This window comes from Rhizobium sp. JAB6, assembly GCF_003024605.1.
Lineage (GTDB): Bacteria > Pseudomonadota > Alphaproteobacteria > Rhizobiales > Rhizobiaceae > Rhizobium.
The window spans coordinates 84,609-107,911 of record NZ_PYJQ01000007.1 but is presented as its reverse complement, the minus strand read 5'-3'; the positions used below and the strand labels follow the sequence as shown (position 1 = coordinate 107,911).

The window sequence follows — 23,303 nt, the reverse complement described above, 5'->3', positions numbered from 1 at the left end:
AAGCCCCTGATCCGAATCTTGCAATGTTTGAAACGCCGGGCGTCCGGTCAGACGCCCAAAGACTTCAGCTTGCGATGGAGCGCTGAGCGCTCCATGCCGACAAATTCCGCCGTGCGCGAGATATTGCCGCCGAAGCGGTTGATCTGGGCGATGAGATAATCGCGCTCGAACATTTCGCGGGCTTCGCGCAGCGGTAGCGTCATGATGTGGTAATCGTTCTTGGCGGAAACCTTTGGAAGCATGTCGCCGAGGTCGGTCGGCAGCATTTCCGCGGTGATCGGCGTTTCCGCGCCATCGGAGCGCGCGAGAATCATCAGCCGTTCGATATTGTTGCGCAACTGGCGGATATTGCCCGGCCAGTCGTGCGCCTGCAGCACCGCCATGGCATCATCGCCGATCCGGCGTGGGCGGATGCCCGCCTGCTCGGAAATCTGGCGCATCAGCTGATCGACGAGGAAGGGAATATCTTCGCGGCGCTCGGCCAGAGCCGGCACCCGGACGGGCACGACTGCGAGACGGTGATAAAGATCCTCGCGGAACAGGCTCTCGGCGATACGGCTTTCGAGATTGTAGGCTGTGGACGAGATGATGCGCACATCCACCTTGACGCGCTTGGAGCCGCCGACACGCTCGAACTGCTGGTCGACAAGGACGCGCAGGATCTTGTTCTGCGTCTCGCGCGGCATTTCACCGACTTCATCAAGATAGAGGATGCCGCGGTGGGCTTCTTCCAGGGCGCCGATCTTGCGCGCCTGGCCCGGCGAGCCTTCGGTGCCGAACAGGGCGATTTCCATGCGCTCCGGCGTGATGGTGGCGGCATTCAGGGCCACGAAGGGACCATTCGCGCGAGCCGACTTCTTGTGGATCATCCGAGCCACGAGCTCCTTGCCGGAGCCAGACGGGCCGAAGATCATGATGCGGCTGTTGGTCGGCGCCACCTTGTCGATCGTCTGGCGCAGCTGCGAAACGGCAACCGACGTGCCGATCAGTTCAACGGCATCGCCCGTGCGGCGCTTCAGCTCGGAGACTTCACGCTTCAGCTTGGAATTTTCGAGCGCCCGCTCGGCGATCAGGATCAGGCGATCGGCCTTGAACGGCTTTTCGATGAAATCGAAGGCGCCGCGCTTGATGGCGGAGACGGCCGTCTCGATGTTGCCGTGACCGGAGATCATCACCACGGGCAGATCCGGGTGGCGTGCCTTGATTTCATCGAGCAGCGCAAGCCCATCGAGCTTGCTGCCCTGCATCCAGATATCGAGGAAGATCAGACGCGGCGCGCGATCGGAAATAGCCGCTAGCGCGCTGTCGCTGTCATGCGCGGTGCGGGTTTCGTGGCCCTCATCCGAAAGAATTCCCGAAACGATTTCGCGAATGTCTTCCTCGTCGTCGACTACGAGAATATCAGATGCCATAGACGCTTTCCTTGTCATTTTTCGTATGGGCGACGGCGGCTTGCTCACGGCGCGGCAGATGCACGCGGATCATGGCCCCCCTGCCCTGGTCGAAATCGGCGGGAGCGTCGTGGAGTTCGATCTGCCCGCCATGGTCTTCAATGATCTTCTTGACAATGGCGAGGCCAAGGCCCGTGCCCTTCTCGCGCATCGTCATATAGGGTTCGAGAATGCTGTGCCGATTCTCCACCGGCAGGCCGCGGCCGTTATCGATGACGTCGACGGTGAAGCGATCCCGATCCGGATCGAGCGACGAGCGCACGAGAATCTTCGGCTGCTCCCGCGCCTGGTCGCTCGGCACCCCTTCGATCGCCTCGACGGCATTCTTGATGAGATTGCCGAAGGCCTGGCCGAGCATTCGCGCATCGAACATGCCCTCGAGCCGTTCGTCGCCCAGCTCGCGCTCGAACTGGACATGGGTATTGCCCATTTCGCGCAGGAACACGGCATCGCGCAGAATATCGCGCAGGTCGGTCGGCTCCATGGTCGGCTTCGGCATGCGGGCGAAGGAGGAGAACTCGTCGACCATGCGGCCGATATCGCCCACCTGCCGGATGATCGTCTCCGTGCATTGGTCGAAGACCGGGCGGTCGGCATCGGCGATGTTCTTGCCGAAGCGGCGACGGATACGCTCGGCCGACAGCTGAATGGGCGTCAGCGGGTTCTTGATCTCATGCGCAATGCGGCGGGCGACATCCGCCCAGGCGGTCGAACGCTGCGCTATGACAAGATCGGTGATGTCATCGAGGGTGATGACATAGGATTCATTGGCATCGCGCGATTCCTCACGCGTCACCTGAACGCTGAGCGTACGCACTGTACCGCCGCGAACGAGGCTGATCTGTTTGCGGAAATCGCTGCGATGGCGGGTCGTCGCCTCGGTGACGACCTGATCGACTTCAGGCGCGATATCCGAAAGGTTCTTGCCGATCAGTTCGTCACTCTTGAGCGTCAGCAGATCTTCCGCCGAAGTGTTGACGATGGTGATGCGCCGATCATGCTCAACGCCGATCACGGCCGCCGTCACACCCGAAAGCACCGCTTCGATAAAGCGGCGCCGGTCATCGACCTCGTCCTTCGCTTCAAGGATTTCATCGCGCTGCGTGCGAATTTCCGAGATCATCTTATTGAAGGTGCGCGACAGGCTGCCGACGTCGCCGTCGGCCGAGCGTACCGGCACCAGCACGTTCATGTTACCCGAAGCAACGTTGTCGGCAGCACTGATGAGGAGGCGGATAGGCCTGACGATACGATCGGCAATAGCGATCGCGGTCCAGATCGCCGCCAGAAGTACGATGAGAGCAAAGCCGATATAGAGAACGGCGAAGGCGATCTGGAGCGACATGCGCCCTTCTTCCATCGCCTTGTACTCGACGGTGTTGTCCTCCACCATCCGCATGGCGTTCATGACGCGTGGGTCGACCGCGCGCACGGTGTAGAGGAACGCGCCGGGTATTTCATCGAGCTTGATAACCGCGCCGACAAGATTGGTCACGCCAGGCGGGATGAGGGTCGGCTGTCCATTGGCCGAGGAATCGAGCGCATCCTTCGGAATGGCCGGCAGCGGACGCTCGGTCTTGATCTCGGCCTGGACGATGGCGCTGCCGTCGCGGCGCACGAGAAATGCGCCGAGCAAGCCGCGTCCGCGGGCCTGACGGGTCATCAAATCGGCAAAACCGGTGCGATCGAGGTTGAAGAGCGTACGGTTGCGCTCCAGATCGTTCGCCATCGACACGGTCTGACCCTGCAGATAGCTCGCATTCTCCATCAGATAGGCTTGCGCGACGTTCTGCGAGGAACTGATGATCTGCTGCGTGCGTACGCCGAACCAGCGGTCGAGGCCGACATTGAGCGTCAGGCTGGCGACGATGGCGACGAGGATGGCGGGCGTGATCGCGACGATCGAGAAAAGAACGACGATGCGGATATGCAGCCGCGCCGCAGCGCGTCCACGGCTGCGTGCCTTCATCAGCCGCGCCACTTCGCGGCCGATCAGAGCGATAAGCCCCAGCACGAAAAGACCGTTGATGACGACGGAGGTGAAGACGACCGATGATGTCGGGGCGACCGGCGTCAGTCCGAGAAGCATCAGCAAAGTCGCGATGGCGCACAAAAGCGCGCCGCCGGCCAGGATCAGACCAGGTAGGGCAAAGGAAGCACGACGGTCCGTCACCTTGACAACCGCCTCGTCGCTCGCCGCCGGCGACACCGCATCCTGCATCATTCCCATCAATCTCCACGCCCGAGCGACGGTCGGCGCCCTGATCAACATCGCATGGCCACTGTCGGGCATCCATGCGAGTGATTGGCAGAGGCGGGAACTGTCGTTCGGTTTCGCACTGAAGCGAAACCTTTACTTCACGTCATCTCTGCAACATTTTGAAAAATCAGACGGACTCTCGTTCAGACAAGAGCGGTCAGATGAATCGCCACCGCAAAAACGACGAATCTGCTGCGTGACCTTTAAGCAACGCATTGTGGCGAAAATGCAACGCATCGGATCGCGTTGTCAAGCCGTTCGGGAGCTTCTGTAAACCGAAACACCCAGTTCTCTAATCTTTTTGCGCAGCGTATTGCGGTTGAGGCCCAAGAGATCGGCTGCCTTGATCTGATTGCCGCGCGTAGCGGTCAGAGCGGCGAGAATCAGTGGATATTCCATCTCCGTCAACACGCGGTCATAGAGACCCGGCGGCGGCAGATTCTCGCCGAAACTGGCGAAATAGGTCCGCATATTCTCTTCCACCGCCTGCGCAATGGTCATGGAACCGGTGCGAACCGGCCCTTTTTCGATCGGGCTGTCGGGCACGTCGGCACGCAGCTCCGCGTCGATGATCTCCTTGGTGATGACGTCCTGCGGATAAAGCGCCATCAGGCGGCGGATAAGATTTTCCAGCTCGCGGACGTTGCCGGGCCAGGGATAGGCCTTCATGAGTTCGAGCGCTTCCTGATCGAAACGCTTGGAACCAAGCCCCTCCTTCTCAGCCTGCTGAATGAAATGACGCACCAGATCCGGGATGTCCTCGGCGCGGTCGCGCAGCGGCGGCAACCGCAGCGGCACGACGTTGAGGCGGTAGTAGAGATCCTCGCGGAACAGACCTTGATTGATGGCCTGCTTCAGATCCTTGTTGGTGGCGGCGACGATGCGGACATCGGTGCGGATCGGCGTGCGGCCGCCGACGGTGGTATATTCGCCCTGCTGCAGCACGCGCAGCAGACGCGTCTGGGCATCCATCGGCATATCGCCGATTTCGTCAAGAAACAGCGTGCCGCCTTCGGCCTGTTCGAAACGGCCCGTCGAACGGGTTTGCGCACCGGTGAAGGCGCCCTTTTCGTGGCCGAACAGCTCGGATTCGATCAGGTCACGCGGGATGGCCGCCATGTTGATGGCCACGAACGGACCGTTGCGGCGCTTGCCGTAATCATGCAGAGCGCGCGCGACCAGTTCCTTGCCGGTACCGGATTCGCCGGTGATCATCAGCGTCAGATCGGTCTGCATGAGGCGCGCGAGCACGCGGTAGATTTCCTGCATGGCGGCGGAGCGGCCGACGAGAGGCATGCCGTCCTGCACGTCGTCCTCGATCTTTGCCGGCCTGCGCTTCGGTTCGGACAGAGCTCGACCGACGATCGCGATCAGCTCGGTCAGGTCGAAAGGCTTCGGCAGATAGTCGTAGGCACCCTTCTCCGATGCCTTGATGGCGGTCATGAAGGTATTCTGCGCGCTCATGACCAGCACAGGCAGATCCGGCCTCGCCTTCTTGATGCGCGGCAGCAGATCGAATGCGTTTTCATCGGGCATGACGACGTCGGTTACAACGAGGTCGCCTTCGCCGGCCGAGACCCAACGCCAGAGCGTGGCGGCGTTGGACGTGATGCGTACGTCGTAACCCGCGCGGCTCAAAGCCTGGTTGAGCACGGTGCGGATGGCCGCATCGTCATCGGCGACAAGGATCGTGGCTGTCATCGAGTAGTCCCTGTAGAGTTCGGAAGTGGGGCATCTTCTGAGGTGATGCCCTTGGAGGCAGGCATCAAAACACGGAATGTGGTGCGATGGTTCTGGCTGTCGCATTCGACGATGCCGCCGTGGTCGCCGATGATCTTGGCGACCAGCGCGAGGCCAAGGCCGGTTCCGTTCATCTTGGTGGTGATGAACGGATCGAAGAGATGCGGCACGAGATCGGCCGGCACGCCCGGGCCGTTATCGATGACGCAGAATTCCAGCGGCAGAGAGATCTTTTCCCGCGTGCCGGCAACCGAAAGCCGGATACCGGGACGATAGGCCGTCGTCAGCATGATCTCGCCATCCGGACGGTCGCCGACCGCTTCGGCAGCATTCTTCACCAGATTGAGGAACACCTGTACGAGCTGGTCCCGATTGGCGAAGACTGCGGGCAGCGACGGGTCGTAATTCTCCGAAATCTTGATGTTTCGGGCAAAGCCGGCCTTGGCAACGGCCTTCACATGATCGAGCACGGAATGGATGTTGACAGGGACGCGATCGACGGGCCGCTCGTCGGAGAAAACCTCCATGCGGTCGACCAGCGAAACGATGCGATCGGTCTCGTCGCAGATCAGGCGCGTCAGCGCGCGGTCGTCGTCCTCGACCGATTGTTCGAGCAGTTGCGCGGCCCCTCGGATGCCCGAAAGCGGGTTCTTGATCTCATGCGCCAGCATGGAGGCAAGGCCGGTGACCGAGCGGGCGGCGGCGCGATGTGTCAGCTGCCGGTCGATCTTGTCGGCCATGGAGCGCTCCTGGAACACCACCACCACGGAGCCGGGGTCGCTGGAAACCGGCGCGACATAAATGTCCACTAGCTTGTCCTGTCCGAGGCGCGGCGAGCTCAGATCGACACGGTATTCGTTCACCGGTGCGCGGCGCTCGCGCACTTGGTCGATTAGCGCCAGCAAGGGGCTGCCGAAAGGAATGAAGCTCGAAATCCTATAGCGCGACAGATGCGATGCGCTGGCGCCGAAGAAAGCTTCCGCCTCCCAGTTGGCGAAGGCGATCAAGCCCGCCTCATCGACCATGACCACGGGATTCTGGATCGCGTTGAGGACGGCCATGGCAACGGAGTTGGCTGAGGTGTCGCCGGCGCCGGAGCTGGATTTCGAAGTCATGCAGCCTCCTGGACGCATTGAGCGAGATCGGCGCCTGCCTGCAGCGCGGCATGGAAGGATGCCGCCACCTCGCCGCTGTCCTTCGACGTCATGATTTTTGCCTTGTCGGCACCTGTCGTCGCCGGCGCGTAGCGATCGAGATACGAGGCGAGATGCTTGCGGGCATGGCGAATGCCCACCGCTTCGCCATAGAATTCCAGCATCATCCGATAGTGTTCGAGAGCGATCTCGACGATCTCCTGACTGCTGGGCTCGCGATGTCCTGCCAGCACGCCCGCATGCCATGGACGGCCCTGACAGCCCCGGCCGATCATCACCGCGTCAGCACCCGAGCGCCGCAGGATTTCCTGCGCGTCCTCTCCAGTTTCGACATCGCCATTGGCAACAAGCGGAATGGAGATCTCATCGCGCACGCCGCGGATGGCATCCCAATCCGCCCTGCCCTCATAGAACTGCGTGCGCGTGCGGCCGTGGATGGTGACGAGCTGGATGCCGGCCTCTTCGGCGCGGCGCGCGATATGAGGCGCGTTGATTGAATTCTCGTCCCAACCCAACCGCATCTTCAGCGTCACGGGAATAGTCACGGCGCGGACCGTCGCTTCGATCAATGTCAGCGCATGGTCCGGATCGCGCATCAGCGCGGAACCGGAATAGCCGCCGATCACCTTCTTGGCGGGGCAGCCCATATTGATATCGATGATATCTGCGCCGTTGTCCGCGGCGATCTTTGCGGCCTCGGCCATCCAATGCGCCTCGCGGCCGGCAAGCTGCACCATATGCGGCTTCAAGCCAGCGCTCTTCAAACGAGCCCAGGATTCGGCCGTGTCCTGCACGAGCTCGCGGCTTGCGACCATCTCCGTAACGACCAGACCGGCGCCGTAGCGCAAAGCGAGCTGCCGGAAAGGCAAATCGGTCACGCCCGACATCGGTGCCAGGATCACACGATTCCGGATGGATACGGAACCGATTGAAAATGAGGTTGCAAGCTTGGAAGACAGCAAATGATTATCTTTCGGGCACACCATACGTCTGCACTATTTTTAGACACGCTTTAAAAGTTTGCCAAGGGGTTTCGAAGAATGCCGATATTTTTTGGCAAATGCTGGAAAATACTCGGCCAAGGCGATAGACCCTGCTGAAGCACGATCGCATTTGGCGATCTATTTAGCATGTGCTTGCACCAAGGAAAGTTTCACGCTTTCAAAGCCATGCCGGAAACCAAGCCTTTCATCCTTCGGGGGTTTATGACGCAAATGCATTCAAAGCAACCGCTGTCGGTGGGAATCGTCATCGTTGCCGCCGGGCGCGGCGAACGGGCGGGCTCTCCCGAAGAAGGCCCCAAACAATATCGCCCGATCGGCGGCAGAGCGGTTATTGCGCATACGCTTGAAAAATTCGTGACATGGCCGCAGGCATCGAAGATCGTCGTCGTCATCCATCCCGACGATGAAAAGCTGCTTCGAGCCGCGCTGGAGCAGGTTCCAGGCCGGCCTGAGATCACAATCGCCTTGGGTGGGACGACCCGTCAGCAATCCGTGCTTGCCGGGCTACGCGCGTTGAAAGATTGCGGCGTGACCCATGTGATGATCCACGATGCCGTGCGCCCGTTCTTCGATCACGATCTGCTCGACCGAGTGGCCGCAGCGCTTGCTGGTGGCGCGCCGGCGGTTTTGCCGGCCATGCCTGTGACAGACACGCTGAAGCGCGGCAATGCGGATGGGCTCGTCATCGATACCGTTCCCCGCGCCGGGCTTCACGCTGCACAGACGCCGCAATCCTTCCGCTTCGCCGATATTCTCGCCGCGCATGAGAAGGCCGAAGCCAACGGCAGAAGCGATTTCACCGACGACGCCGCGATCGCGGAATGGTGCAACCTGCCAGTGACGTTGGTGAACGGCAGCGCCGACAATGTGAAGCTGACGATCAAGAGGGATATTGCCATGGCCGATGAAAAGCTCGGTGCCGCGCTGCTGCCCGACGTGCGCACCGGCAACGGCTATGACGTGCATCAGCTGGAGCCGGGCGATGGCGTGACGCTCTGCGGCGTGTTCATTCCGCACAACCAGAAGCTGAAGGGGCACTCGGATGCCGATGTCGCCCTGCATGCCCTGACGGACGCGCTGCTCGCCACCTGCGGCGCCGGGGATATCGGCGATCATTTTCCACCCTCCGATCCACAATGGAAGGGCGCGCCGTCGCGCATCTTCATCGAGCATGCGGCAAGAATCGTGCGCGAGCGCGGCGGCACCATCATGAATGCGGATGTCTCGCTGATTGCGGAAGCGCCGAAGGTCGGACCGCATCGCGACGCCATGCGCGCTAAGCTGTCAGAGTTTCTCGCCATCAGCATCGATCGCTGCTCGGTCAAGGCGACGACGAACGAAAAGATCGGCTTCGTCGGCCGCCGCGAAGGTATCGCGGCCATCGCGACGGCGACCGTCGTCTTTCGCGGAGGCAAGGCATGATGCATTTTCCCGATGAGATTATTGCGCTCGCTCAGAAGATCGTTACCGACTTCACAGCCAGGGGCTTGATGGTCGCGACGGCCGAATCCTGCACGGGCGGGCTGATCGCCGGCGCGCTGACGGAAATCCCCGGTTCATCCGCCGTGGTCGACCGAGGCTTCGTCACCTATACCAATACCGCCAAGATGGAGATGCTCGGCGTTCAGGAGCAGACGCTGGCGCAATTCGGCGCGGTATCGAAGGAAACGGCGCTGCAGATGGTGCATGGCGCCCTCTTCCGCTCCCGGGCCGATTTTGCCGTGGCGGTGACCGGTATTGCCGGCCCTGGCGGCGGCTCCGCCGAAAAGCCGGTCGGGCTCGTCCACCTCGCCGCCAAGGGGCGAAGCGGTGGGATCATCCATCATGAAATGCGCTATGGCGACATCGGCCGCGACAAGGTTCGGCTCGCCACGTTACAGACGGCGTTGGAGATGCTTGTCACGGTCGCCCAGTGACCGGACGCGGCTTCAAGCATAGATTTTGTTCGCGCGCGTCTCGAAGGCATCCGTGAACATGCGAAAGGCCCGGTCGAACATCGATCCCATCAGGGCACCGAGGATGCGGCTCTTGAATTCGTAGTCGATGAAGAAATCGATGACGCTGCCGCCATTCTCCGCCGGCTGAAAGCGCCAGCGATTGTCGAGATACTTGAACGGCCCGTCGATATATTTCACGTCAATCGCACGCTCCGCCTTGTTCAGCAGCACCTGTGTGGTGAAGGTCTCGCGGATGGCCTTATAGCCAACCGTCATATCGGCAACGAGCAAGGTCTTGCCGTCCCGCTCCTTGCGGCTACGGACCGTGAGCGCGTTGCAAAGCGGCAGAAATTCCGGATAGCGCTCCACATCGGCGACGAGGTCGAACATCTGGTCGGGCGAATGCGGAACGGGGCGATGAGTTTCGAACTGAGGCATGAGCCGCAATTAAGCAGGCCGACCGAGAAGATCAAGGAGTTGACGCATTTCGCCGCGGGATTTCAGCTGTAAAAAAGGGACATCGGGACCATGTTCGGCAAGGCCGGCAAGAACCTTGGGCGTGAATTTTTCCTCAAACGTCCAGATGAAGCGCAGGAACTCCCAGTCGACTTTCTCGATGCAGCCGGGCGCCATGTCCGGACGCGTGCGGCCCATCCATTTGATCCAACGAGTGACGGCTCCCCAGATGCACAGCAGGCGGGGCATCCGCACCCATATGACCAAATCCGCGCGCGGCAGGCGGATGTCGAATGTCGAGGGGTTGGTCCCGTCCATGATCCATCGCTCGCCCTGCACCTTAGCAAGGATGATGGCGCGCTGTTCGGCCTTTTCGCGCTGGACCCAACCCGGCAGCCATAAAACGTCGCGATCGATCGACACATAGACGAGACCGAAACGGGCGGCAATCTTCTGGGACAGGGTCGATTTTCCGGCGCCGGAGCAGCCCATGACGAGGATGCGGTTGGCCTTTTTGATAAGCGCAGCTGCCTGATTTATATCAACGGCATGGGTAAGCGCCTGCGGCGCGACGATCTGTTCCACGGTTCTGCTCCATGATCGAATCGAAAGCGCCGAAACCGGTAACAAACGGCTGCGTGTTCCCTAAGCCGCCTCAATGACAAAAACATGACCACGCGAGCGAAAATCGCGGCGTAATCGCCGCGATTCATCCGAATGGCAAAAATATATCCGGGCTGGGTTTACTCGGCAGCGAGCAGCAGCTTCTTGGCCCGCGCGGCCCGCAACCGCTCGAAATCGTCGCCCGCATGATGTGAGGAGCGGGTCAGCGGGCTCGACGACACCATGAGGAAGCCCTTGCTATAGGCGACGGTCTCATAGGACTTGAACTCTTCCGGTGTGACGAAGCTCATGACCTGATGATGCTTGCGCGTCGGCTGCAGATACTGGCCGATGGTCAGGAAGTCGACATCCGCTGTGCGCAGGTCGTCCATCAACTGAAGCACTTCGTTGCGCTCTTCGCCAAGGCCCACCATGATGCCCGATTTGGTAAACATAGTCGGGTCCAGTTCCTTGACCCGCTGCAGCAGACGGACGGAGTGGAAGTAACGGGCACCGGGGCGAACCGTCAGATAGTTGCCGGGGACGGTTTCCAAATTGTGGTTGAAGACGTCGGGCTTGGCGGCAACGACGCGCTCCAGAGCGCCCGGCTTCTTCAGGAAGTCCGGCGTCAGGATCTCGATCGTGGTGGCCGGCGAAGCGGCGCGGATCGCCCAGATGACTTTCTCGAAATGCTCGGCGCCGCCGTCTTCCAGGTCGTCGCGGTCGACCGAGGTGATGACGACATGGCTGAGGCCCATCTGCTTGACGGCCTTGGCGACGTTTTCCGGCTCGGCAATATCAAGCGCATTCGGTTTGCCAGTCGCGACGTTGCAGAAGGCGCAGGCGCGCGTGCAGATTTCGCCCATGATCATGAAGGTGGCGTGCTTCTTGTCCCAGCACTCGCCGATATTCGGGCACCCGGCCTCTTCGCAGACCGTGACGAGCTTGTGCTCCTTCACGATCGAGCGGGTCTCGGCATAACCTTTCGATGTCGGCGCCTTCACACGGATCCAGTCCGGCTTGCGCAGGACTTCCGTATCCGGCCGATGCGCCTTCTCAGGGTGGCGCACGCGCTTGGCTTCGGGGTTGATCGTGTCGAGAATGGTGACCATGAAACGTCTACTTTCCGCCGCTTGAAATGCGGCCCTTCATCGCCGAGCGACTTTGGCGAGGAATATCAGAATGCATGCACCGATGAAACCGGTGATGAAAAAGCCCAGTCGGCCGCCTGGTACGCCGACATGCAGAGCCACCATCAGCGCCGCAGCCACGACCGAGCCGGCGATACCGAGGATGATGTTCAGGATGACACCATAGCGCGCGTCCATCAGCTTGCCCGCGAGCCAGCCCGCAAGACCGCCGATGATGATCAAACCCAGCCAACCTACGCTTTCCATCAAACCCTCGTTCCAGGTCTGTTGCCAACATGCTCTAGGCGATCAATCTCGCCAATAACACCACGATGATGGCGCCGACCGTGGCATGAATGATCTCCACGACAAGCGCATTTTCAATGCCGAGCGATATCCCGAAATAATGGAACAGGAAACCGCCCACAAAAGCGCCGATCACGCCGCTCACCAGGCAACTGATGAGCCCGCCTCCGCCAACGATAAGGCTCGCGAGGAACCCCGCGACCAGACCGATGAGAAGAAAGACGACCCAACCTTGCGCTGCCATAGACATGTTGATTTCCCTTCCTGTTTTCCACCCTTCGGATAAAGGGCATGGCAGGAAATTATCAAGCGTTCAGCACCCGGCCATAGGCGTCGAGCACGGCTTCCTTCATCGTTTCCGAGACGGTCGGATGCGGGAAGATCGTGTGCATCAGTTCTTCTTCCGTCGTCTCCAGATTCATGGCGACGACGAAGCCCTGGATGAGTTCGGTCACTTCCGCGCCGACCATATGGGCGCCAAGGAGTTCGCCGGTCTTCTTGTCGAATATGACCTTGCAGAGACCCTGGTCCTCGCCGAGCGCGATCGCCTTGCCGTTGGCAGCGAAGGAGAAGCGGCCGACGCGGATGTCGCGGCCGAGTTCCTTGGCCTTGGCTTCCGTCAGGCCGACGGAGGCGACCTGCGGCTGGCAATAGGTGCAGCCCGGAACCTTGCTCTTGTCGGTCGGATGAACGTTCGGCAGGCCGGCGATCTTTTCGACGCAGACGACGCCTTCGTGCTCGGCCTTATGCGCCAGCATCGGCGGCCCGGCAACATCGCCGATCGCGTAGATGCCGGGAACATTGGTCTTGCCATAGCCGTCGATAACGACACAGCCGCGGTCGGTCTTAACGCCGAGCGCCTCGAGGCCGAGGTTCTCGATGTTGCCCTGAACGCCGACGGCCGAGATCATGCGATCGGCCGTGATCTGCTGAATCTTGCCGTCTTCGGTTTCGACGTGAGCGGTGATGCTGTTGGCAGCCTTGTCGACCTTCGTGACCTTCGCCTTGGTGAAGATCTTCAGGCCGCGCTTTTCGAGCTGTTTGCGGGCGATGCCCGAGATTTCCGCATCCTCGACCGGCATGATGGTCGGCATGATTTCAACCACGGTGACGTCAACGCCCATCGAGCGATAGAAGCTCGCGAATTCGATACCGATCGCGCCCGAGCCCATGACGAGCAGCGATTTCGGCAGGAAATCCGGCTTCAGGGCCTCGAAATAGGTCCAGATCAGCTTGCCGTCCGGCTCGATGCCCGGCAGCGCGCGTGGACGGGCGCCGGTCGCGATGATGATGTGCTTGGCGGTATAGGTGCCCTCGCCCTTGACGTTCTTCGGCACCGGGTGCTGCGGCTCGACGACCGGCTTGGTCGACTTGCCGACGACGATCTCGCCGGGCTTGGTGATCTTGGCTTCGCCCCAGATCACATCGACCTTGTTCTTCTTCATGAGGAAGCCGACGCCGGCGTTCAGACGAGCGGAGACGCCGCGCGAGCGGGCGACAACCGCCTTTACATCCGCGCTGACCTTTCCTTCGAGAACGAGGCCGTAGTCCTTGAGGTGATTGGAATGATCGAGAATTTCGGCCGAACGGAGCAGCGCCTTGGTTGGAATGCAACCCCAGTTGAGGCAGATGCCGCCCAGGTGCTCGCGCTCGACGATTGCGGTCTTCAGGCCAAGCTGGCCGGCGCGCACGGCGGCGACATAACCGCCGGGACCGGAGCCGATGATAATGACGTCGTAATTCTCAGCCATATGTTTCCTGCCTTATTGGTGGCGGCGGATCGGAGCCGGCGCCTTGAATCTATCAGAGACCGAGCATCATCCGCACGATCGGCTCGAGGCCGCGACCGAGCGCCCGGGTGTTTTCCGCATCGAGATGAACACCATCGAGCGGCGTCGTGACGGCGGCGGTATTGGCGTCGAAGAAGCCGCAGCCTAGCTCGTCGGCCAGATCGCTATAGAGCGTCGGCAGCTTGCTCGATTCCTTGACTGCGCCGAGATAGCTCGCTGCAAAGGCGGCATTGGCCGTCTCGGTAATTGCCGGCGGGGCGACAATGAGGATATCGGGCACCTCGTAGTCGAACCCCCAGGCATGATTGCGTACCAGCTGGACCAGACGGCTGATGCCCTGCAGAGCGGCAAAGGCCGAACCGGCGATGACAGGCTTCATGTCGTTGGTGCCGAGCATGATGATGACGAGATCGAGCGGATTGTGGGTCTGCAGGATCGTCGGCAGTATCCTCGCGCCGTTGCGGTCGCAATCGGCGAGATGATCATCGAAAGCGGTCGTGCGGCCGTTCAATCCTTCCGGGATGATCCGCACCTCGTTGCCGAGCGCCTTTTGCAGCACGCTCGGCCACCGATCTTCATAGGCATGACGGCCGACCGTTTCGGCATCGTAGCCCCATGTCAACGAGTCGCCGTAACACAGAACAGTCTTGGTCATTCATGCCCTCCGTGTCGCAACAAGGCTCAGACGAGCATCCCCATGGGATTTTCGATGTAGCCCTTGAAGGCTGCCAGGAGCTCGGCACCGAGTGCACCGTCGACGGCGCGGTGGTCGGTCGACAGCGTGACGGTCATCACGTTGGCAATCACCATTTCGCCCTTCTTGACGATGACGCGCTGTTCGCCCGCGCCGACGGCCAGGATGGTCGCATGCGGCGGGTTGACGACGGCAGCGAAGTTCTTGACGCCCATCATGCCCATGTTGGACACGGCCGTGGTACCGCCTTGATACTCCTCGGGCTTCAGCTTGCGCTCCTTGGCGCGCTTGCCGTAGTCCTTCATCTCGTTGGAGATGGTGGAGAGCGTCTTCTGCTCGGCGCTGCGGATGATCGGCGTGATCAATCCGCCCGGAATGGAGACGGCGACGCCGACATCGGCATGCTTGTGCTTGACCATGGCGCTGTCGGTCCAGGAGACGTTGGCATCCGGAACATCGCGCAGCGCCAGCGCCAAGGCCTTGATGACCATGTCGTTGACCGAAAGCTTGTAGGCCGGCACGCCATCCTTCGATTTCGGCGCGGAATCGTTGAGCTGCGTGCGGAGCGCCAGCAGTGCATCGAGTTCGCAATCGACAGAGACGTAGAAGTGCGGAATCGTTTGCTTGGATTCCTGCAGACGTTTGGCAATGGTCTTGCGCATGCCGTCATGCGGCACGAGCTCGTAGGAACCCTGCTCGAACAGCTTGAGCACGGCGTCATCGGACATGCCCTTCGGTGCTGCCGGAGCAGCGGCTGCTGCCGGCTGTGCAGCCGGTGCTGCTGCAGAAGCAGCCTTGGCGGTGCCGCCGGAAACGGCAGCTTCGATGTCCTTCTTGACTACGCGGCCATGCGGGCCCGTGCCGGAAACCGCAGTCACATCGATGCCGGCTTCCTTGGCCAAGCGGCGTGCGAGCGGCGAAGCAAAGGTGCGATGACCGTCGTTCGCTGCCGGAGCCGATGCAACGGGTGCAGGTGCAGCCGCAGGAGCCGAAACGCTTGCCGGAGCCGGAACTGCAGCAGGTGCTGCTTCCGCCTTCGGAGCTTCCTTGGCTGCGGGGGCAGCAGAGGCGCCAGCGCCGGATGCCGCAGCGGCGACATCTTCGCCATCGGCGGCAAGCACGGCGATCAAGGCATTGACCTTCACGCCTTCAGTGCCGGCGGGAACGACGATCTTGGCGACGGTGCCTTCATCGACAGCCTCGACTTCCATCGTTGCCTTGTCAGTCTCGATCTCGGCGATCACATCGCCGGACTTGATCTTGTCGCCTTCCTTGACCAGCCACTTGGCGAGGTTGCCCTCTTCCATGGTTGGCGAGAGGGCAGGCATAGTGATGTTGATAGGCATCGATGAGCCCTCCCCTTATTTGTAGCAAACGGCCTTCACCGCATCGACCACTTCGGCGACGCTCGGGAGCGCCAGCTTTTCGAGGTTGGCGGCGTATGGCATGGGTACGTCCTTGCCGGCGATCGTCAGGATCGGCGCATCGAGATAATCGAAGGCCTGCTGCATGACGCGGGTGGCGATTTCCGTGCCGACGGAGGATTGCGGATAGCCTTCCTCGACGGTGACCAGGCGGCCGGTCTTCTTGACCGATTCGATGATCGTCGGAAGATCCATCGGGCGGATGGTGCGCAGGTCGATGAGTTCGACATCGATGCCCTGGGCTTCCAGCTCGGCAACAGCCTTGGTGGCATAGGTCATGCCGATGCCGAAGGAGACGACGGTGACGTCCTTGCCAGGACGATGAATGCGGGCCTTGCCGATCGGCAGAACGAAATTATCGAGCTTCGGCACATCGAAATGCTGACCGTAGAGGATTTCGTTTTCGAGGAAAATGACGGGGTTCGGATCGCGAATGGCAGCCTTGAGCAGGCCCTTGGCGTCGGCTGCCGTGTATGGCATGACGACCTTGAGGCCCGGAATGTGGCTGTACCAGGCAGCATAGTCCTGGCTGTGCTGAGCACCGACGCGGGCAGCGGCGCCGTTCGGACCGCGGAAGACGATCGGAGCGCCCATCTGGCCACCGGACATATAGAGCGTCTTGGCGGCGGAGTTGATGATCTGGTCGATCGCCTGCATGGCGAAGTTGAAGGTCATGAACTCGACGATCGGGCGGAGGCCGGCCATCGCAGCGCCGACGCCGATACCGGCAAAGCCATGCTCGGTGATCGGGGTGTCGATCACGCGGCGTGCGCCGAACTCTTGTAACAGGCCCTGGGTCACCTTGTAGGCGCCCTGGTATTCGGCGACTTCCTCACCCATGACGAAGACGTCCGGGTTGACGCGCATTTCTTCGGCCATTGCGTCGCGCAGCGCTTCACGCACCGTCATCGACACCATTTCCGTGCCGGCGGGGATTTCCGGATCGGCAGGAGCAGCGACCTTCGGCTGGGCAGGAACCGGTGCAGCGGCCGGTGCCGGAGCGGCGGCTGGCGCTTCGGTCTTTGCCGGCTCGGCTGCGGGCGCAGCCTTTGCGGACGAAATGGCATCTGCGGATTCGCCGTCCTGCAAGAGGATAGCGATCTTGGTGTTGACCTTGACGCCCTCGGTGCCGGCGTCGATCAGCAGCTTGCCGATCGTGCCTTCATCGACGGCTTCCACTTCCATGGTGGCCTTGTCGGTTTCGATTTCGGCAATGACGTCACCGGAAACGACCTTGTCGCCTTCCTTCTTGAGCCATTTCGAAAGGGTACCCTCTTCCATCGTCGGAGAAAGGGCGGGCATGAGAATGTCGATGGGCATGGATCGTCCCTCCCCGATTTAGAGCAGAATGTCGGTGTAGAGCTCGGATGCATGCGGCTCCGGATCGTTCTGAGCGAAATCGGCGCTATCGGCGACGATATCGCGGACATCCTTATCGATGTCCTTCAGATCGTCCTCGGTCGCCCAGCCCTTTTCGAGCAGGCGAACACGGACCTGCTCGATCGGGTCATGCTCGGAGCGCATCTTCTGCACTTCGTCCTTGGAGCGGTACTTGGCCGGATCGGACATGGAGTGACCACGGTAGCGGTAGGTCAGCATTTCCAGGATGATCGGGCCCTTGCCGGAACGGCAGTGCGCGACGGCCTCATCGGCCGCAGCCTTGACGGCGCGAACGTCCATGCCGTCGACCTGGATGCCCGGAATGCCAAAGGATGCACCGCGCTTTGAGAAATCGGCCTGGGCCGTGGCGCGAGCCGTCGACGTGCCCATGGCGTAGCGGTTGTTTTCGATCACGAAGATCACCGGCAGCTTCCAGAGCTGCGCCATGTTGAAGCTTTCGTAGACCTGACCCTGGTTTGCCGCGCCGTCGCCGAAATAGGCAACGCTGACATTGTCATTGCCGCGATACCAGTTGGCGAAGCCGAGACCGGTGCCGAGCGAGACCTGCGCGCCGACAATGCCGTGACCGCCATAGAAGTTCTTTTCCTTGGAGAACATGTGCATGGAGCCGCCCTTCCCCCGGGAATAACCGCCCTGGCGTCCGGTGAGCTCGGCCATGACGCCACGGGCGCTCATGCCGGTTGCCAGCATATGGCCGTGGTCGCGATAGCCGGTAATGACCTGGTCGCCATCCTTCAGCGCCATCTGCATGCCGACGACGACGGCTTCCTGGCCGATATAAAGGTGACAGAAGCCGCCGATGAAACCCATGCCGTAAAGCTGACCGGCCTTCTCTTCGAAGCGGCGGATCAGGAGCATCTCACGATAAGCCTTGAGCTCCGCATCGCGATCGAAATCTGCGATCGGGCCGCCATTGGTTTCCTTAGCAGGCCTTGATGCTGTCTTACGGCTGGAAACGGTCGCGGTTTTTCGCGGCGCCATTCAACCCTCCCTGTGTGAGTAGCCTCGTTTTATGGTGAGGCGTAACATAGGGAAGATTGACCGCCACAGCAATGCTATAATTGCATGGCTCATATTCATTGCAAATTATTGATATAACTTGCAAAAATTCAATTAACCGGAATTCGGTTAATTGTGGCTATTTGTTGAAGATGACGATTTCGTTCGCCTTCGAATAAGTCAATTGATAGCGTGCATATTGATCGAGCATATCCTTATCCAACGAGCCGTCACTCAAAAGGGCAACCTCTTTTTCGAGGTGCTCGCGTTTGGCGACAAGATCAGCCAGTTCCTTGGCGCGATCGATGCGCCGCTTCTCGAAAACTTCGGTTGCCTTCAAGCCATAGTCGCCATGAATGCAATGATAACCGAAATAGCTCACGAAAGCGATGGTAATGGCGGGAAGGATGAGACGGCCGAACCTTCTCTTCTTATGATACTTTGTCCACATACTCGCTCGTCACGCTCTGGCTTTACGCAATCTCCCCAAAGCAATGCGCTTCGAATAAGATCACATCAAATCAAATACCTATAGCTAATTTAATCCGTAGAGATTAACCGTCCGTTGACTCTAACTGCACGGCCCAACAAAAAACCGCGCCCGGGGGCGCGGTTCAATCCAAGAGAATAATTTGCCTCGGACCCGGGATGAATCCGACTGATCGGATATCAGCCGCGCAGGATGGAGCGGCCGGCATATTTTGCCTGCGGGCCGAGCGCTTCCTCGATACGGATGAGCTGGTTGTACTTGGCAAGACGGTCGGAGCGCGACAGCGAGCCGGTCTTGATCTGGCCGCAGTTGGTGGCAACGGCGAGATCCGCGATCGTGGAATCTTCCGTTTCGCCCGAGCGGTGCGACATGACGGCCGTGTAATTGGCCTTGTGCGCGGTTTCGACGGCGTCGAGGGTCTCGGTCAGCGAGCCAATCTGGTTGACCTTGACGAGGATCGAGTTGGCAACGCCCATGCGGATGCCGTCGCGCAGACGGGCAGAGTTGGTGACGAACAGGTCGTCGCCAACGAGCTGGGTCTTCTTGCCGATGAGGTCGGTCAGGGTCTTCCAGCCTTCCCAGTCGTCTTCAGCCATGCCGTCTTCGACCGAAACGATCGGGTACTTGGCTGCGAGTTCGGCCAGATATTCAGCCATGGCGCCGGATTCCAGCGTGCGGCCTTCGCCTTCGAGAACGTACTTGCCGTCCTTGAAGAATTCGGTCGAGGCGCAGTCGAGGCCGAGAGCGATTTCATCGCCCGGCTTGTAGCCTGCCTTTTCGATGGATTTCATGATGAAGTCGAGGGCGGCCGGAGCGCTGGAAAGGCCCGGTGCGAAACCGCCCTCGTCGCCGACGTTGGTGTTATGGCCCTGCGATGCCAGTTCCTTCTTCAGAACGTGGAAGACTTCCGACCCCATGCGGACGGCTTCGCGGATCGAGTCTGCGCCGATCGGCAGGATCATGAACTCCTGGAAGTCGATCGGGTTGTCGGCATGGGCGCCGCCGTTGATGATGTTCATCATCGGAACCGGCAGGAGGCGGGCGTGAGCGCCGCCGACATAGCGGTAGAGCGGCAGGTTGGCGCTCTGGGCAGCGGCCTTGGCAATGGCGAGCGAGACGCCGAGAATGGCGTTGGCGCCCAGGCGCGACTTGTTCGGAGTACCATCGAGCTCGATCATGATGTTGTCGAGCTGGATCTGGTTTTCAGCATCCATGCCGCCGATCGCGTCGAAGATTTCCGAATTCACGGCTTCGACGGCCTTCTCGACACCCTTGCCGAGGTAGCGCTTGCCGCCATCGCGAAGCTCGACGGCTTCATGTGCGCCGGTCGACGCACCCGACGGAACCGCCGCGCGGCCCATGCTGCCATCTTCGAGGTAGACATCGACTTCGACGGTCGGATTGCCGCGGCTGTCGAGAATCTCGCGGGCGATAATGTCGGTGATTGCGGTCATGATAGCTTCCTGCTCGCTGGTTTATAAATCGATTTAAATCGTCTTAATCGAAGGCGCGGAAATTACAATGGCGATCCGCACCGCGATTTGGCACTCCTGCAGGCCCGTAACGCAAGTTCATGTCAGCCTGTTGAATGCCGGTTACGCTTCAGGCCTTGGTGATGGCGTCGAAGGCCAGCAGTTTCTCGAGAAGCCGCGGCATGTCCTTCAGATAGACCATGTTCGGGCCATCGGATGGGGCATTGTCCGGATCCTCATGCGTTTCAAGGAAGACGCCGGCCACACCGACGGCAACGGCCGCGCGCGCCAAGGTCTCCACGAAGCGGCGGTCGCCGCCGGTCGAACCGCCCTGCCCGCCCGGCTGCTGCACGGAATGGGTCGCATCGAAGATAACGGGCGCGCCCATTGCCGCCATGATCGGCAGCGAACGCATATCCGAGACCAGCGTGTTATAACCGAAGGAGGCGCCGCGCTCGCAGAGAAGAATATTCGGATTGCCGCTGTCGTTCAGCTTGGCAAGCACGTTTTTCATGTCCCAGGGGGCGAGGAACTGACCCTTCTTGACGTTGACGACGCGGCCGGTCCTGGCTGCGGCGACCAGAAGATCGGTCTGGCGTGACAGGAAAGCCGGGATCTGGAGGATATCGACCGTCTTGGCGACGATGGCGCACTGCTCTTCGGTGTGAATGTCGGTCAAGACCGGAAAACCATATTCCTTCTTCAGGTCTTCAAAGACTTCCAGCGCCTTTTCCAGACCGATGCCGCGCTTGCCGGACAGCGAAGTGCGGTTCGCCTTGTCGAAGGAGGACTTGTAGACAAGACCGATGCCGAGCTTGCCGCAGAGCTCCTTCAGCACGCCGGCAATCATGAAGGCATGATCGCGGCTTTCCATCTGACAAGGACCGGCGATCAGCGACAGCTTCGCGGTATTGGAAAAGAGGACGTTGGACGCACCCTCGCCAACGGTGACTTCCGAATTCGTGCTCATTTTATCTCCTCGAAGGCGAACAACGCGCCCTGACCGGGCGCCAACCTCGCCAAAAGACGATTGCTCTTACGCGTATAGGTGACGCCGTTAGCAGCGAAATGCGACGATGTCACGGAAAGATCGCGCGTCTTGAAAAGGATTGCCCGTGCCCTGAGTCCCGGATCGTCAGCGGAAACGGGCAGGTCGTAGAAAGCCTCCATGCCTTCCGGCGTTAGAATCTCGAGATCGGCATTCGCTGCTTTGACGGTCAAGCCGAAGGAATGCTCCGTTATTTGCGGGCCGCCGGCAACCTCTTCGAAAAAGCGGCGATAGGCGGCCGGCTGCGGTGCGGAAAGCGCGACGCTTGCGATACCGGTCACCCCATTTTCATGATGCTCCAGTACGCTGCGGTCAGCGGGAAGCGGATTGATGCGCTGACAGCAGAAGGCAAGAAAATCCGGCGCACGCAGATCGGCGGCAAAGGCAAGACGAAAGCCGGCCGTGGTTTCGGTTCCATCCGGCATCTTCATGGGGCGGGAGAAATCCAGCATTCGCCCCGCCGAAATCGCCGACGCCTTGAAGCGCTCGTCATCGGTCATCGCGTCGTCCGTGCCGAACACCACGGCCGAAAAGCCATCCTCCCCCACGCGGAAGCGATAAGCCTGGTCGCGGGCGACGAAAACATTGCCATCCATGATGCTCTTCTCGTACTGCTCCGGAGATACCACACCCAGAGGCTCGAGATAGGTCTTATCGGCAAGGAAGACGCAGGCATTCTGGGTCCCAAAGGGGTGACGCGCATCCGGAGCCACCGTGAAACCGAGTTGGCCAAGACGCTCGCGCGCTAAAGCGATGTCCACGGTCGGCAGCACGAGATGATCCAGCGGATGCGGTGACGAAATCATGGTTCCTCCTGTTTGCCTGCGGCAGCAGATTTGCGCCCATCCTTCGCTCAATTCAAGATACCAGCACGGAACGCTCTATGCAGAGAACAGGAGCGAAGGCAATCTCGCAAACGTGATGGCCGATTCTCACCTGCAGCCGGGCTTCTGTGATGACGCGCATCATCGATCCGCTTCTTGAAGAGGCCGATCGAGCCTCGGAACCTACCGAGGGCATTTCTCATATTTTTCAAATCGTCGCGGTAGATATGACGTCTCTACGCATGAAGCCCATCTATTCGTAAATTGCAATTATTTAATTGTTCTACAAGGCTTTACTGAAATTTAAGTACTTGCGGAACACATATGGAACATATAGTGTCTGTTCTGGATTTGTTTCACGGGCTTTTTGATTCTGGGGTTCCAAAACGATGTTGACGCGCAAGCAGCAGGAACTGCTTCTCTTCATTCACGAACGCATGAAGGAATCCGGTGTTCCGCCATCCTTCGACGAGATGAAGGATGCACTGGATTTGGCATCCAAGTCCGGCATCCACCGTCTGATCACGGCGCTGGAGGAGCGCGGTTTTATCCGCAGGTTGCCGAACCGGGCCAGGGCGCTCGAAGTCATCAAGCTGCCGGATGCCTATAATCCAAGTTTGCAGCCACGCCGCGGTTTTTCGCCGAGCGTCATCGAGGGCAGTCTCGGCAAGCCGCAGCCTGTTGCCCCGCCTGCGCCGCCGAAGGTGGCAAATGAGGATCACAACGGCTCTGCATCCGTGCCTGTGATGGGCCGGATCGCCGCCGGCGTTCCGATCTCGGCCATACAGAACAACACCCATGACATTACCGTGCCCGCCGACATGCTTGGCTCCGGCGAGCATTATGCGCTGGAAGTCCGAGGGGATTCGATGATCGATGCGGGCATTTTCGACGGCGATACCGTCATCATCCGTAATTCGACGACAGCCAACCCGGGCGACATCGTCGTGGCGCTCGTCGACGACGAAGAGGCGACGCTGAAGCGCTTTCGCCGCAAGGGCGCTTCCATCGCGCTTGAGGCCGCGAACCCCGCCTATGAGACCCGCATCTTCGGACCGGACCGCGTCAAGGTACAGGGCAAGCTCGTTGGCCTTATTCGTCGTTATCACTAACCCAAGCT

The 23,303-nt window shown here is 60.4% G+C and carries 22 protein-coding genes; 3 read left to right on the top strand and 19 right to left on the bottom strand.

Annotated elements, in window-relative coordinates; genetic code table 11:
* Positions 1 to 47 precede the first annotated feature (47 nt).
* The 5 genes from C7U61_RS09255 to dusB all read right to left on the bottom strand — a co-directional run bounded on the left by C7U61_RS09255 (position 48) and on the right by dusB (position 7,591).
* Entirely contained in the window at positions 48 to 1,412 is a 1,365-nt protein-coding gene (locus C7U61_RS09255) for a sigma-54 dependent transcriptional regulator (protein WP_106997809.1), read from the bottom strand.
* Positions 1,402 to 3,675, bottom strand: a complete 2,274-nt coding sequence (locus tag C7U61_RS09250; RefSeq protein WP_106997808.1) for a PAS domain-containing sensor histidine kinase — start codon at positions 3,673 to 3,675, stop codon at positions 1,402 to 1,404. Before C7U61_RS09250 ends, C7U61_RS09255 begins: the two co-directional genes overlap by 11 nt.
* 285 nt (positions 3,676 to 3,960) lie before the next feature.
* Positions 3,961 to 5,412 carry a nitrogen regulation protein NR(I) gene (ntrC, locus tag C7U61_RS09245; protein WP_106997807.1) on the bottom strand — a complete coding sequence of 484 codons (1,452 nt, stop codon included), beginning with the start codon at positions 5,410 to 5,412 and terminating at the stop codon, positions 3,961 to 3,963.
* Positions 5,409 to 6,566, bottom strand: coding sequence for a nitrogen regulation protein NR(II) (locus C7U61_RS09240; protein ID WP_106997806.1), 1,158 nt, complete (start codon positions 6,564 to 6,566; stop codon positions 5,409 to 5,411). The genes ntrC and C7U61_RS09240 overlap by 4 nt, the downstream gene beginning before the upstream one ends.
* Positions 6,563 to 7,591 (bottom strand): tRNA dihydrouridine synthase DusB, encoded by a 1,029-nt coding sequence (gene dusB / locus C7U61_RS09235; RefSeq protein WP_106997805.1) that lies wholly within the window; start codon positions 7,589 to 7,591, stop codon positions 6,563 to 6,565. Before dusB ends, C7U61_RS09240 begins: the two co-directional genes overlap by 4 nt.
* Before the next feature lie 219 nt (positions 7,592 to 7,810).
* Here dusB and C7U61_RS09230 point away from each other — a divergent pair, with 219 nt between their 5' ends.
* On the top strand, positions 7,811 to 9,031 hold the full coding sequence (locus tag C7U61_RS09230) for a bifunctional 2-C-methyl-D-erythritol 4-phosphate cytidylyltransferase/2-C-methyl-D-erythritol 2,4-cyclodiphosphate synthase (protein WP_106997943.1): 1,221 nt from the start codon (positions 7,811 to 7,813) through the stop codon (positions 9,029 to 9,031).
* Complete coding sequence (locus C7U61_RS09225) at positions 9,028 to 9,525, top strand: CinA family protein (protein WP_106997804.1); 498 nt, start codon at positions 9,028 to 9,030, stop codon at positions 9,523 to 9,525. The genes C7U61_RS09230 and C7U61_RS09225 overlap by 4 nt, the downstream gene beginning before the upstream one ends.
* A 12-nt stretch (positions 9,526 to 9,537) precedes the next feature.
* Here C7U61_RS09225 and C7U61_RS09220 read toward each other — a convergent pair whose 3' ends face one another.
* The 14 genes from C7U61_RS09220 to C7U61_RS09155 form a co-directional block, all read right to left on the bottom strand.
* The gene (locus C7U61_RS09220) at positions 9,538 to 9,984 is read right to left on the bottom strand and encodes a type II toxin-antitoxin system RatA family toxin (protein WP_106997942.1); all 447 of its coding nucleotides are present in this window, start codon (positions 9,982 to 9,984) and stop codon (positions 9,538 to 9,540) included.
* A 9-nt stretch (positions 9,985 to 9,993) separates the two neighbouring features.
* Positions 9,994 to 10,587 carry an AAA family ATPase gene (locus tag C7U61_RS09215; RefSeq protein WP_106997803.1) on the bottom strand — a complete coding sequence of 198 codons (594 nt, stop codon included), beginning with the start codon at positions 10,585 to 10,587 and terminating at the stop codon, positions 9,994 to 9,996.
* A gap of 158 nt (positions 10,588 to 10,745) precedes the next feature.
* On the bottom strand, positions 10,746 to 11,717 hold the full coding sequence (lipA, locus tag C7U61_RS09210; protein WP_106997802.1) for a lipoyl synthase: 972 nt from the start codon (positions 11,715 to 11,717) through the stop codon (positions 10,746 to 10,748).
* 36 nt (positions 11,718 to 11,753) lie between these two features.
* Positions 11,754 to 12,002 (bottom strand): GlsB/YeaQ/YmgE family stress response membrane protein, encoded by a 249-nt coding sequence (locus tag C7U61_RS09205; RefSeq protein WP_106997801.1) that lies wholly within the window; start codon positions 12,000 to 12,002, stop codon positions 11,754 to 11,756.
* Positions 12,003 to 12,036: 34 nt separating this feature from the next.
* A complete protein-coding gene (locus C7U61_RS09200) occupies positions 12,037 to 12,291 on the bottom strand; it encodes a GlsB/YeaQ/YmgE family stress response membrane protein (RefSeq protein WP_106997800.1) in 255 nt (84 codons plus the stop codon).
* Between the two features lie 55 nt (positions 12,292 to 12,346).
* Positions 12,347 to 13,792: a dihydrolipoyl dehydrogenase gene (gene lpdA / locus C7U61_RS09195; RefSeq protein ID WP_106997799.1), complete on the bottom strand. Its 1,446-nt coding sequence runs from the start codon at positions 13,790 to 13,792 to the stop codon at positions 12,347 to 12,349.
* A 52-nt stretch (positions 13,793 to 13,844) separates the two neighbouring features.
* Positions 13,845 to 14,486 carry an SGNH/GDSL hydrolase family protein gene (locus C7U61_RS09190; RefSeq protein ID WP_106997798.1) on the bottom strand — a complete coding sequence of 214 codons (642 nt, stop codon included), beginning with the start codon at positions 14,484 to 14,486 and terminating at the stop codon, positions 13,845 to 13,847.
* 26 nt (positions 14,487 to 14,512) lie between these two features.
* The gene (locus C7U61_RS09185) at positions 14,513 to 15,871 is read right to left on the bottom strand and encodes a pyruvate dehydrogenase complex dihydrolipoamide acetyltransferase (protein ID WP_106997797.1); all 1,359 of its coding nucleotides are present in this window, start codon (positions 15,869 to 15,871) and stop codon (positions 14,513 to 14,515) included.
* 15 nt (positions 15,872 to 15,886) lie between these two features.
* Positions 15,887 to 17,269: a pyruvate dehydrogenase complex E1 component subunit beta gene (locus C7U61_RS09180; protein WP_106997796.1), complete on the bottom strand. Its 1,383-nt coding sequence runs from the start codon at positions 17,267 to 17,269 to the stop codon at positions 15,887 to 15,889.
* A gap of 18 nt (positions 17,270 to 17,287) precedes the next feature.
* Positions 17,288 to 18,331 carry a pyruvate dehydrogenase (acetyl-transferring) E1 component subunit alpha gene (pdhA, locus tag C7U61_RS09175; RefSeq protein WP_106997795.1) on the bottom strand — a complete coding sequence of 348 codons (1,044 nt, stop codon included), beginning with the start codon at positions 18,329 to 18,331 and terminating at the stop codon, positions 17,288 to 17,290.
* A 157-nt stretch (positions 18,332 to 18,488) separates the two neighbouring features.
* Positions 18,489 to 18,800 (bottom strand): septum formation initiator family protein, encoded by a 312-nt coding sequence (locus C7U61_RS09170; protein WP_106997794.1) that lies wholly within the window; start codon positions 18,798 to 18,800, stop codon positions 18,489 to 18,491.
* Positions 18,801 to 19,018: 218 nt separating this feature from the next.
* A complete protein-coding gene (gene eno, locus C7U61_RS09165; RefSeq protein WP_106997793.1) occupies positions 19,019 to 20,293 on the bottom strand; it encodes a phosphopyruvate hydratase in 1,275 nt (424 codons plus the stop codon).
* A gap of 148 nt (positions 20,294 to 20,441) precedes the next feature.
* On the bottom strand, positions 20,442 to 21,281 hold the full coding sequence (gene kdsA / locus C7U61_RS09160) for a 3-deoxy-8-phosphooctulonate synthase (RefSeq protein ID WP_106997792.1): 840 nt from the start codon (positions 21,279 to 21,281) through the stop codon (positions 20,442 to 20,444).
* Complete coding sequence (locus tag C7U61_RS09155; protein ID WP_106997791.1) at positions 21,278 to 22,165, bottom strand: VOC family protein; 888 nt, start codon at positions 22,163 to 22,165, stop codon at positions 21,278 to 21,280. The genes kdsA and C7U61_RS09155 overlap by 4 nt, the downstream gene beginning before the upstream one ends.
* A 407-nt stretch (positions 22,166 to 22,572) precedes the next feature.
* On the opposite strand from C7U61_RS09155, the gene lexA reads away from it, so the two are divergent.
* Positions 22,573 to 23,295 carry a transcriptional repressor LexA gene (gene lexA / locus C7U61_RS09150; protein ID WP_106997790.1) on the top strand — a complete coding sequence of 241 codons (723 nt, stop codon included), beginning with the start codon at positions 22,573 to 22,575 and terminating at the stop codon, positions 23,293 to 23,295.
* Positions 23,296 to 23,303: the final 8 nt, after the last annotated feature.

Bases quoted from the DNA above. Each gene is read 5' to 3' on its own strand.
- C7U61_RS09255 (WP_106997809.1), bottom strand. From the start codon at position 1,412: ATGGCATCTGATATTCTCGTAGTCGACGACGAGGAAGACATTCGCGAA.
- C7U61_RS09250 (WP_106997808.1), bottom strand. From the start codon at position 3,675: ATGATGCAGGATGCGGTGTCGCCGGCGGCGAGCGACGAGGCGGTTGTC.
- ntrC (WP_106997807.1), bottom strand. From the start codon at position 5,412: ATGACAGCCACGATCCTTGTCGCCGATGACGATGCGGCCATCCGCACC.
- C7U61_RS09240 (WP_106997806.1), bottom strand. From the start codon at position 6,566: ATGACTTCGAAATCCAGCTCCGGCGCCGGCGACACCTCAGCCAACTCC.
- dusB (WP_106997805.1), bottom strand. From the start codon at position 7,591: ATGGTGTGCCCGAAAGATAATCATTTGCTGTCTTCCAAGCTTGCAACC.
- C7U61_RS09230 (WP_106997943.1), top strand. From the start codon at position 7,811: ATGACGCAAATGCATTCAAAGCAACCGCTGTCGGTGGGAATCGTCATC.
- C7U61_RS09225 (WP_106997804.1), top strand. From the start codon at position 9,028: ATGATGCATTTTCCCGATGAGATTATTGCGCTCGCTCAGAAGATCGTT.
- C7U61_RS09220 (WP_106997942.1), bottom strand. From the start codon at position 9,984: ATGCCTCAGTTCGAAACTCATCGCCCCGTTCCGCATTCGCCCGACCAG.
- lipA (WP_106997802.1), bottom strand. From the start codon at position 11,717: ATGGTCACCATTCTCGACACGATCAACCCCGAAGCCAAGCGCGTGCGC.
- C7U61_RS09205 (WP_106997801.1), bottom strand. From the start codon at position 12,002: ATGGAAAGCGTAGGTTGGCTGGGTTTGATCATCATCGGCGGTCTTGCG.
- C7U61_RS09200 (WP_106997800.1), bottom strand. From the start codon at position 12,291: ATGTCTATGGCAGCGCAAGGTTGGGTCGTCTTTCTTCTCATCGGTCTG.
- lpdA (WP_106997799.1), bottom strand. From the start codon at position 13,792: ATGGCTGAGAATTACGACGTCATTATCATCGGCTCCGGTCCCGGCGGT.
- C7U61_RS09190 (WP_106997798.1), bottom strand. From the start codon at position 14,486: ATGACCAAGACTGTTCTGTGTTACGGCGACTCGTTGACATGGGGCTAC.
- C7U61_RS09185 (WP_106997797.1), bottom strand. From the start codon at position 15,871: ATGCCTATCAACATCACTATGCCTGCCCTCTCGCCAACCATGGAAGAG.
- C7U61_RS09180 (WP_106997796.1), bottom strand. From the start codon at position 17,269: ATGCCCATCGACATTCTCATGCCCGCCCTTTCTCCGACGATGGAAGAG.
- pdhA (WP_106997795.1), bottom strand. From the start codon at position 18,331: ATGGCGCCGCGAAAAACCGCGACCGTTTCCAGCCGTAAGACAGCATCA.
- C7U61_RS09170 (WP_106997794.1), bottom strand. From the start codon at position 18,800: ATGTGGACAAAGTATCATAAGAAGAGAAGGTTCGGCCGTCTCATCCTT.
- eno (WP_106997793.1), bottom strand. From the start codon at position 20,293: ATGACCGCAATCACCGACATTATCGCCCGCGAGATTCTCGACAGCCGC.
- kdsA (WP_106997792.1), bottom strand. From the start codon at position 21,281: ATGAGCACGAATTCGGAAGTCACCGTTGGCGAGGGTGCGTCCAACGTC.
- C7U61_RS09155 (WP_106997791.1), bottom strand. From the start codon at position 22,165: ATGATTTCGTCACCGCATCCGCTGGATCATCTCGTGCTGCCGACCGTG.
- lexA (WP_106997790.1), top strand. From the start codon at position 22,573: ATGTTGACGCGCAAGCAGCAGGAACTGCTTCTCTTCATTCACGAACGC.